3 protein-coding genes are annotated in these 2,635 nt (G+C 62.7%); 2 read left to right on the top strand and 1 reads right to left on the bottom strand.

Features of this window, described 5'->3' with window-relative positions; translation table 11 throughout:
* Both AC1D2L_RS25750 and AC1D2L_RS25755 read left to right on the top strand, forming a co-directional pair.
* Nucleotides 1-402 (top strand): DUF2950 family protein (locus tag AC1D2L_RS25750; RefSeq protein WP_476848738.1); only part of this gene is annotated, 402 nt, incomplete at its 5' end.
* A gap of 101 nt (nucleotides 403-503) precedes the next feature.
* Entirely contained in the window at nucleotides 504-2,174 is a 1,671-nt protein-coding gene (locus AC1D2L_RS25755) for a SulP family inorganic anion transporter (RefSeq protein ID WP_476848739.1), read from the top strand.
* 291 nt (nucleotides 2,175-2,465) lie between these two features.
* Here the strand turns inward: AC1D2L_RS25755 and AC1D2L_RS25760 are convergent.
* The coding region (locus AC1D2L_RS25760; protein ID WP_476848740.1) for an integrase core domain-containing protein at nucleotides 2,466-2,635 on the bottom strand (170 nt) is incomplete at its 5' end.

The following is a 2,635-nucleotide window of genomic DNA, read 5'->3' on the forward strand; positions in this document are numbered from 1 at the left end:
GGATGGCCTCTACTGGCGGATGGCCTCTACTGGCAATCAGCTGCCGGGGAGGAGCCCAGCCCTCTGGGCGAATTTGCCGCAAAAGCCGCCGCTGAAGGCTACAGTGCCCAAGACGTGCGCGCGCCATACCACGGCTACTACTACAGAATTCTGAAACGGCAGGGCCCGGCGGCGCCGGGCGGAGCCATCGACTATGCCGCTGGCGGCAAGATGTTCGGGGGCTTTGCCCTTCTCGCTTATCCAGCCGAATATGGCCGTTCCGGTGTGATGAGCTTCATGCTCAATCACGAGGGGACGGTCTATCAGAAGGATCTCGGACCGCGCACGAGCTCCGTCGCGGCGCGCATCCAGAGCTTCAACCCGGACAAGACCTGGGAGAAGGTCACCCCGGAGAAGCCGTAGCCTGCGAGCAAGGTCTACGAGTGCTCGATCGCAACGCTTCGCTCCCAGGCTCACCCGTGGGCGATTGTTTCAGCCGCGTCGCCGTTCCGGGAGAGATGTCCATGATCGAGCGTTTTTCGCTCCCGAAGGGCATACGAGGCTACAAGCGGGAATGGCTGCGCTTCGACGTGACGGCGGGCCTCGCCGTCGCGGCCGTCGCGATACCAAGCGCGATCGCCTATCCTGCCATCGCTGGCCTGCCGGTTGAAGTCGGCCTCTATGCAAGCATATTGGCGTTGATTGGTTATGCCTTGTTCGGGCCGTCTCGTAAGCTGATCGTCGGGCCCGACGCGGCGACGATGACGGTGTTGGCCGCCGCACTTGCGAACCTGCCGCTCGATGACCCGGGAAAACGCGTCGCGGTCGCGGCTGCGCTTGCGCTTTTGGTCGGCGTCATGTGTATTCTGGCGGGCAAACTGGGTCTTGGCGTTGTCGCCTCCTTCTTGTCACGGCCGATCCTGATCGGCTTTATCTGCGGAATCTCGATCTCGATCTTGGTCGGCCAGATCGGCCGCGTGACCGGCGTGCGCATCGAGTCGGACGGGCTGGTGCAGCCGCTGCTCGAAATCGTTCGGAAGATCGGCCTGGTCCACTGGGCCTCCGTCATCTTCGGCAGCGCGATGTTCGGGCTGCTGGTGCTGCTCGCGCGCCTGCGCTCGCCGGTTCCCGGACCGCTTGTGGTGATATTCGTTGCAGGGCTCGCCTCGGCCCTGTTGGACCTCGAGGGCGGTGGCATGAAGGTGGTCGGGAGTTTGCCCAGCACAATGCCGGCGCTTGCTCTTCCCGACGTCAGCGGTCTGCCCTTCAGGGACCTCCTGCTCGGTGGTGGTGCGATCTGGCTTGTCGGGGTGAGTTCAGGGCTGGTGACGGCGCGCAGCTTCGGCGCGAGGGAGCGTTTCGATGTCGATGCCGATCGGGAACTGACTGGGCTCGGCGCCAGCAACATCTTATCCAGCCTGTTCAGCGGCTTTCCGGTCACTGTCGCGGACTCTCGCACGGCTATAAATATCTCTGCCGGGGGCCGCTCGCAGGTAGCCGGGCTGGTGGCGGCCTTCGCCCTGATGATGCTGCTGCTCTATCTCAACGACGCTCTGCGTCTCCTGCCCAATCCGGCACTGGGCGCGATCTTGGCATTCGCCGCGCTGAACCTGATCGACCTTGAGGGCCTTCGGGAAATCTGGCGCGTCAGTCGCCTGGAGTTCGCATTTGCACTGATCAGTATGTGGGGAGCCATCAGCCTCGGCGTCCTCAGCGGCGTCGTCATCGCGATTACGGGCACGCTTCTGTACGTCCTGCTCAAGGAGATGCGCCCGCGCGACGCTCTGCTCGGGCGCATCGCAGGCCGGCCGGGATTCTACAAGCTGCACCAGATTGCGCAGGCGGAGCCGGTGTCAGGGATGGTGCTGTTCATGGTCCAGGGCAGCATCCTGTTCTTCAACGCCGAGTATGTCCGTGAGCGCTTCCAGGCCATCGCCGCCAAGGCGCCGGCTGGGACGGCATGGTTCGTGCTAGACGCGGGTGCCGTCGCGCAGGTCGATTCCACAGCGGCGTCGATGCTCAGGCTCTTACGTACGGAACTCGCCGAGAAAGGCCTGACGCTCGCAATCGCGGAACTCCACAAGGAACCGCGCGAAATATTGCGGCGCGCTGGCTTCTTTAATGGCGCCGAGACGACCACCACCTTCGACGATATTGAGGATGCGGTACGAGTGCTCTCCAAGAAAAAGTCGTGAGAGGACGCAAAATTCAGGACGATGACTTGGAATTTCGATATTCCCTCGACAGTATGTCTATACTGACGAGGAGCACCCAGAGCGGGAATACTAGGAACGCCCAGTCGACGGCGTGGCTTCCGACCAGTATGAAGGCCGCTGCGCCATAGCCGACGAAAGCCGTCCAGCGCGCCGTGATGCCCGTCCGTAGCATGATCGTCGAAGCTGTCAGCAGGAAGACACTGGCGACCAGAGCTGGCTCGGTTTGTCTGAACAGTTTGCGGGCTGTGGTTAGGTGGATTTCGGCCCTTGTTATGCTGCAACCGGGATTGGCTGCAGCGGGTTGAAGTAGACCTGATCGGGCGTCTGCCGTGCCAGGCTCTGATGAGGTCTCCTGCCGTTGTAGAAGGCGAGATACCGGCCGATCGAGGCGCGCGCGTCGGACACGCTGGCGTAGGCTCGCAGGTAGACCTCCTCGTATT

It is taken from the genome of Allobosea sp. P1_B10 (genome assembly GCF_056406735.1).